Below are 7,112 nucleotides of genomic sequence, written 5' to 3'. Positions count from 1 at the left end.
GTTTGTGCCCAATACCATTTTTTACTTGATCCTCCTGTTAAAAATTGAACAGCTTGTTCGTCTTTGAAATCGCTAAAAACAGTAACCTCAATTGTTGTATTAGTGGATACACCACCAGCTCCTGACGCTATTACAGTAACGGTATACGTATTAACACCAGGTGTTAAAAAAGTGTTTTCAAATATTCCGCTTGGAGAATTTTGAGAAGTACCATCGTTAAAAATATACTTGTAAGATATCGCGTTAGTTGCCTTACTGGTAAACTTTACCTTTCCAGAACCGTCTCCATTAGGCTTTGCTACCGTTTTTCCAATAATTTCGGCCGTAACCTGTAGACTGGAGGGAGCTGCTAATGATCCAAAACTTAGATTGTCCTCTTGACAATTAATCATAAGTAGAAGGCTAAAAACCGCTACTATTTTTATTAGTATTCTTTTCATCTTTATCTTTTTTTAAAAAAAATTAATTCTAATTAATTAATTTGTAGTCCAATTGTTTATGTAATTTTAAATACTATGCTTAATTATGAAAGTATACATTATCGACATAGACTGTATTGCTACCTGCTGGTGCTCCTACATAGATCAACTGACCAATGTGAGATTTTGTAGTTAATCCAGTAAAAGAACTTAAAGGAATATCTAGTGAAACCCAAACTCCTTTAGCTGGTGAAGGAATTACTACTTCATGTTCTACATCGTCTCCACCACCAAATACTCCATTAGCACCTAAGTCAACTAATTTAACTCTAAATTCAGTAAAATCTGAAGACCAAACATCCGTATGAAAATGCGTCATAGCCGAAGCATTAATAGGATTAGCTATAGTTTCAATTCCAACAAAATTAAGTGCAGTGTATTTTTTAGTATTGTTTCCACTAATTACAACATCTTCTAAATTAGCTTGAGACCACGATGTTCTCCAAGTATCAACAGTAACATTAGTATAGCTATCACTAAACATAGAAATCACTTTTGACGCAGCCACTGTTGGTGCAGGAGCAGCAGTTATTGAACCTGCAAGGTTATAAAAGAACACATTATCTACATATACTGTAGCAGCACCTGATGGCGCTCCAACAAAAATTATTTGAGCAATGTGAGAACGAGTTGTTAAGCCAGTAAAACTGCTTAAAGGAAGGTCTAAACTCACCCATTTTTCTTTATCAGGATTAGAAATAGTGATTTCATGTTCTTTATCGTCTCCACCACCAAATACACCATTAGCACCAAAATCAACTAGTTTAACTTTGAACTCTGTACAATCCGATGACCAAATATCGGTATGAAAAAAGGTCATTGCAGAGGCATTTATTGGATTTGTCGTTGCTTCGACACCAACAAAATTTAGACTACTATATTTTTTCGCTTTATTTCCGCTTATGTCGATTTCCTCTAGGTTAGCTTGCGACCATGAAGTTCTCCAGGTATCTACATTTACATTGGTATAACTATCACTAAACATTGAAATTACATTTGCTGCTGGAATAGTTGGAACTGGTGCTTCAACTAAATTGGTAACTGTTACACTTTCTGTCTTTTCCGTCTTGGCTGCTCCACCGCTTAAAGCTACGACACGAACTTGATAGGTTCCTGCTGCTTTGTAAGTATGCGTTTTAACCTCTCCTTCCATAAAATCTACAGGCACTTCATTAACAACATCACCATAATAAACTTGGAAAAAAGTTTCTAATTCTGCTTTGGCAGACACATTGATCGAGAGATTACTTCCGATCGTAATTGTTGGCTCAAAATTTCTAGGCGCTAAAAATGAAACAGTAACTTCTTGAACAACCTCAGTTTTTTTCCCGTTTACAGTAATACCAACAATCTTGGATTGAAATTTACCCTCTTTGTATTTATGCGTCACGGTTTCCCCTGGTCGTACATAAGCTGGTGTAGCTGTGCCATCACCAAAGTATATCTCGTACTGCGTTACTCCCTCACCTCTTGGAATAAAAGTAACATTACCAGTATTATCTTGCGTTATAGTTGTTAGAGCAGAAATATTTGCGGGCGCACCTACCGCTCCTAGGTCCATTAAATCGCTCTCTGATGAGCAACTTACAACTAGAACTGCTGCGATAAGACTTGCTATATATTTTATATTTTTCATAATGTATTTATTAAATTAATATCCAGGATTTTGCGCCCAATTACCGTTTGCAAATTGAATTTCTTCAATCGGTAGTGGAAATAACTCATTTTTATTAGCCTTAAAATTTGGTATTTCTTGAACCGCCTTTCCTGTTCTCACAAGGTCAAAGAAACGGAATCCTTCACCGGCTAATTCTACTCTTCTTTCTGCTTGAATAAAATCAGCTAGGGCTGCTCCTGATGCAGTAATATTGTGATTATTATCTCCAAAAGCTCTCGCTCTAACCTCATTCAAGTACGTTCTTGCTCTTCCATCATTTGAAGTCGTACTTTTATTGTGTGCCTCAGCTGCCATTAATAAAACATCAGCATAACGGATGGCTCTGTAGTTATTAGGACTCGTAAGTTTAACATCTCCAGCTGCCTCTGGCCTTCTTGTTCTAGGAATGTATTTTCTGTTGAAATATCCTGTATCTTGATTTTGTTTCGTGTAGCTTGTTCCTGGGTTTTGAGCAATCCAAGCCACCATATCTAAAATTGTCACTGCTTTTCTAGAGTCACCAGCTTCAAAAGCACTTACTATCTTTGGAGTAGGTAAATTAAAATTATTCCCATCTGCAAACGTTGGACCAACGTACCCAAAAGGTCCTGCAAAACCAACTGCCACATTTCCCTCACTTGCTTGCAAAGCACCATAACTTGCTCCTTCTACATCTGTGTATTGCACCTCAAAAACAGACTCTGGTCCGTTCTCTCCAGCATCTTCAAAAATACTCCCAAAGGCCGACAAACCACTACTAATTTGTTGTGGCGTTAAATCAGTGGTTTTAACTAATCTATAGTTTCCTGTAGTAATTAATTTATCAAATGTTTCAGCTGCTTTATCGTATTTTTTGTCATACAAATAGGCTTTACCCAACAATGCAAGAGCTGCACCACTAGTAGCTCTACCTTTTTGAGCTGGGATAGCTGACAAATTAGCGGCAGCAAAAATAAGGTCATTTTGTATTGAAGCATATACCTCCGAAACTGATGAACGTGGAATAGACTTTTCATCTCCTGGTGCAAAGCGTGCATCCCCTTTCATTGGTATACCACCAAACCACTTAACCAATTCAAACTGATAATACGCTCTCAAAAATCGAGCCTCTGCTATAACTTGATTCTTTCCTTGAAAATCGGTTTTATCCTTGAATTCAAGAATATAATTCGCTCTTTGTACACCCGCGAACATCCAATCCCACAATTGCTTCAAATTTTCATTTACTGGACCATGGGTCATTTGATCTATTTGTTGGTAACCAATTACATCTGTAGGACTATTTCCTCCTGCAAATGTGTTGTCTGACGCAATCTCTCCCATTAAAACATTAATAAAACTAGACTGCAACATATCATAGGCTGCAATTAAAGCATTATCATAATCTGACTTTGAATTGAAATAATTTTCAGAATCTATAGAATATTGCACAGGACGACTTACGAAATCATCACTGCAAGAAATGGTAACTGTAGCAAAAACGGCTAGCGTAATTATGCTTATATATAAATTTTTTTTCATTTTAGTGTGAATTAAAAATTGATGTTTAAACCTAACATATATGTTCTCGGAATTGGATAAAAACCATAATCAATTCCTCCTCCTATAGGCGCACCATTAGATGCTCCAGGGTCAAAGCCTTTGTATTTTGTAAAAGTATATAGATTGTTTACACCTGCATAAAGACGTACTTTACTCATACCTACTTTTTCAATCACATTTGGATTAACAGAATATCCTATTTGTATGTTTTGAATTCTAACATAAGAAGCATCTTCTACAAAATAGTCTGAAAACAATTTGTTAGCTGTGGCTGCTGTGGTTACTCTTGGATTCGTAGTACTCGTTCCCTCGCCAGTCCATCTTCCTAAAACATAATTTAAGCGATTCGCATCAGGAGCAACACTTTCATAATTGCGTACCATATTGTTTCCTAAAGAGGCAAAGGTATACATCGAAAAATCGACCGCTTTGTAATTAAATTGTAAATTGAATCCCATTGTTGCTGTTGGTATTGGATCTCCAATATCTGTTCTGTCATCAAAATTGATTTTACCATCACCATTAACATCCACATAGCGAATATCTCCAGGAAAAGCGGCAACACCTAACTCAGCTTGAGATGGAGCGTCATTCACCTCCTGTTGATTTTGAAATATCCCATTGGTTTTCAAACCATAAAAATAACCAATAGAATGACCTACCTCCATACGAGATGGTGGTTGTTGACCAATACCAAATGAACCACCCGGAATAAACGGCGCACCCATGGCAATAACGTTGTTTCTTAGAACAGTTACATTGTAACCCAAACTCATATTGAAATCATCAGAGAACTTATTGCTAAAATTGGCCGAAAACTCAATTCCTTCATTTCTGACGGTTCCTGCGTTGATAGTTGGATTAGACGCACCTGGTGCTTGGCCTCCTGAGATTCCAGAAACAGGTATATTAGGAATTAATAAATCAGCACGGGTATCAATAAAATAATCAGCAACTAATATCAGTTTATTATTAAACAAATTCATATCCAAACCAAGATCAAATTTTTTAGCTTCCTCCCATTTTAGATTACGGTTTGGAATTTGACCGGTTGCTCGACCATTAATTAATGCACCATTAAAAACATAAGTAGCTTCACCAGTCAATTGAGAGATAAAACCATTGGGAGGAATAGCATCATTACCTACAATTCCATAACTTCCTCTTAATTTCAAGAAATTTACTGTTTTAGATTCGCCAAAAAAACCTTCGTCAGAAATAATCCATCCTGCGGTAACAGATGGAAAATAACCGAATTTATTTCCTGGCCCAAATTTAGTTGAACCGTCGCGTCTAATCATACCTGACAAAAGATATTTCCCCTTGTAATCATACTGCAGTCTTCCAAAATAAGAAAGTCGTCTCTCATCATAAACATAAGAACCTACCGTCAATGTGCCTTCTGCAGGAGCGCCATTTGCAAGAGCAATATCTGCATTCTCCCATGAATTAAGAGGTATATCAAAGCCGGTGGCAAATAAGCCATTGCCATATTCCTTAAAGATAGTATTTCCTACTAAAGCTACAACTTTATGGTTTTGTGATATTGTTTTAGTATAGGTAGCATACAAATCAAATGAGTAATTGTTGTCATTAACCGCATTTTGAGAAACAGAACTTCTTGTATTGTTAAATACCTTTCCAGGCCCGTAATCGAGTATTGGTGAGAAAGATTTACCCTCACTATTAGCAGTTTTAAAACCTATAGTACTACTTAATACAAAGGCAGAGGTTACTTTGTAATCTAACCCAAAATTACCACTTAATTGCTTAAAATTAAAATCGTTATAGGTATTGGCAATTTGTGCCAATGGATTAATCATTTCATTTCCTAGCGTACCTCCTGGAAAAACTGAAAAATTTCCATTAGCATCATAAGGTTTAATATTAGAAGGAGCATTTACAGCATTTAATAAAACAGAAGCATTACCATTTTCAGGCAAAGTCCTTCTGTTAAAATAAGTGTAAATAGCATTCGTTTTTAGCTTTAACCTATCTGTTACATCTGCTGCCAAAGATAGTCTAGCTGTGTTACGTAAAAACCCAGATTTGGCTTTACCTACAATACCTTCTTGATCAAGATGAGAACCACTTACAGAATATGTAATTTTATCCGAACCACCCGAGAAAGTTAAATCATGACTTAATATAGGTACTCCAGTACTTAAAGTCTCGTTTTGCCAATTAGTTCCTTTACCCAAAGTACTAACGTTAGGAAAAGGAATAGCATTCCCGCTATTAGCATAGCTTTCATTTAAAATTAATGCATACTCAGTTGCATTTAAGGTCGGTAGAATTCGTGATGATTCTTGAAAACCTGTATACGTGTTATAAGCAATTTTACCCTTCGAATTCTTTTTACCCGTTTTAGTGGTAATAAGAATTACACCATTAGCTGCCGCTGAACCATAAATAGCCGCCTGTGCATCTTTTAAAACAGTAATAGTTTCAACATCATTAGGATTTAATAACCCTAATTCACCAATGTATCCGTCTATAATAGTTAGTGGTTTCGCATCACCATTTGTAGCAATACCTCTAATACGAATATCTAAAGCAGCTCCAGGAGAACCGGATTGCGAGGTAACATTTACACCTGAGACAGTTCCTTGTAATGCTTGTTCTATCCTAACCGGTTTTAAAACTTCTAGCGTTTTACTATCTACCGTAGAAACAGCTCCAGTAACTTCTTTCTTTTTTTGACTTCCGTATCCAATTACGACTACTTCATTCAATAATTTTGAATCTTCTTGTAATCCAATTGAAAGTGTGCTATTTGTAGAGCTAACCTTATATTCATAGCTTTTATACCCGATATAAGAAAAAACTACTACTGATCCCGTTGCAACATTTTTTAAATTAAAACGTCCATCCATATCGGTAGCCGTATTTGCAGTTGCGTTTTTAACTTGAACATTTACTCCTGGTATCGGTAAACCAGAGATTGCTTCTTTTACAACTCCACCTACTTCGACTCCTTGGGCAAAACCAAAAGATGTCAATAGCAGAAACAGAATTAATAGATAGTTTGACTTCATAAAATTAGGTTTAGTGTGAATTGTAAATTTAGCAGGGTTAACTTTTAAATACACAAAAATAACCTCAACAAAAAACATACAATTCAAAAAAAACCTCGATTTATTGTTAATACCCGATAAAACAACCGCTTTTTAGCCTTAAATCCTCAAAAGCAAATACATTAGAAAACAAAAAACCACAACAATAACGTTAATGTTGTGGTGATGTATAGTTATTTTTGATTTTTTAAGCTGCAACTATACAGCTAATATATACTCAGCGAGTCCCTGTTCATGCGATAAATTCATTTTTTTACGCAATCGGTATCTTTTTATTTCAACACTTCTTACAGATATATTTAGCAACGGTGCTATTTCCTTTGAACTTAAATTGAGCCTTAAATAAGCACATAATCG

General features: G+C 35.9%; 5 protein-coding genes. All 5 read right to left on the bottom strand.

Annotated features, from left to right (window positions below):
* Positions 1 to 440: PKD domain-containing protein (locus P8M54_RS15320; RefSeq protein WP_300288897.1), on the bottom strand; the 440-nt coding region annotated here is incomplete at its 3' end.
* A 79-nt stretch (positions 441 to 519) separates the two neighbouring features.
* Positions 520 to 2,115 (bottom strand): hypothetical protein, encoded by a 1,596-nt coding sequence (locus tag P8M54_RS15315; RefSeq protein WP_300288895.1) that lies wholly within the window; start codon positions 2,113 to 2,115, stop codon positions 520 to 522.
* Positions 2,116 to 2,130: 15 nt separating this feature from the next.
* Positions 2,131 to 3,657, bottom strand: coding sequence for a RagB/SusD family nutrient uptake outer membrane protein (locus P8M54_RS15310; RefSeq protein WP_300288894.1), 1,527 nt, complete (start codon positions 3,655 to 3,657; stop codon positions 2,131 to 2,133).
* Positions 3,658 to 3,668: 11 nt separating this feature from the next.
* Positions 3,669 to 6,716, bottom strand: a complete 3,048-nt coding sequence (locus P8M54_RS15305) for a TonB-dependent receptor (RefSeq protein ID WP_300288893.1) — start codon at positions 6,714 to 6,716, stop codon at positions 3,669 to 3,671.
* 237 nt (positions 6,717 to 6,953) lie between these two features.
* Positions 6,954 to 7,112, bottom strand: a 159-nt coding sequence (locus P8M54_RS15300; RefSeq protein ID WP_300288898.1) for a LuxR C-terminal-related transcriptional regulator, incomplete at its 5' end; no start/stop codon positions are given.

It is taken from the genome of Flavobacterium sp. (assembly GCF_029242675.1).
Taxonomy (GTDB): domain Bacteria; phylum Bacteroidota; class Bacteroidia; order Flavobacteriales; family Flavobacteriaceae; genus Flavobacterium.
This window is presented reverse-complemented; position numbering and strand designations above follow the sequence as displayed.

Coding starts and splice junctions, on each gene's coding strand:
- P8M54_RS15315 (WP_300288895.1), bottom strand. CDS start 2,115: ATGAAAAATATAAAATATATAGCAAGTCTTATCGCAGCAGTTCTAGTT.
- P8M54_RS15310 (WP_300288894.1), bottom strand. CDS start 3,657: ATGAAAAAAAATTTATATATAAGCATAATTACGCTAGCCGTTTTTGCT.
- P8M54_RS15305 (WP_300288893.1), bottom strand. CDS start 6,716: ATGAAGTCAAACTATCTATTAATTCTGTTTCTGCTATTGACATCTTTT.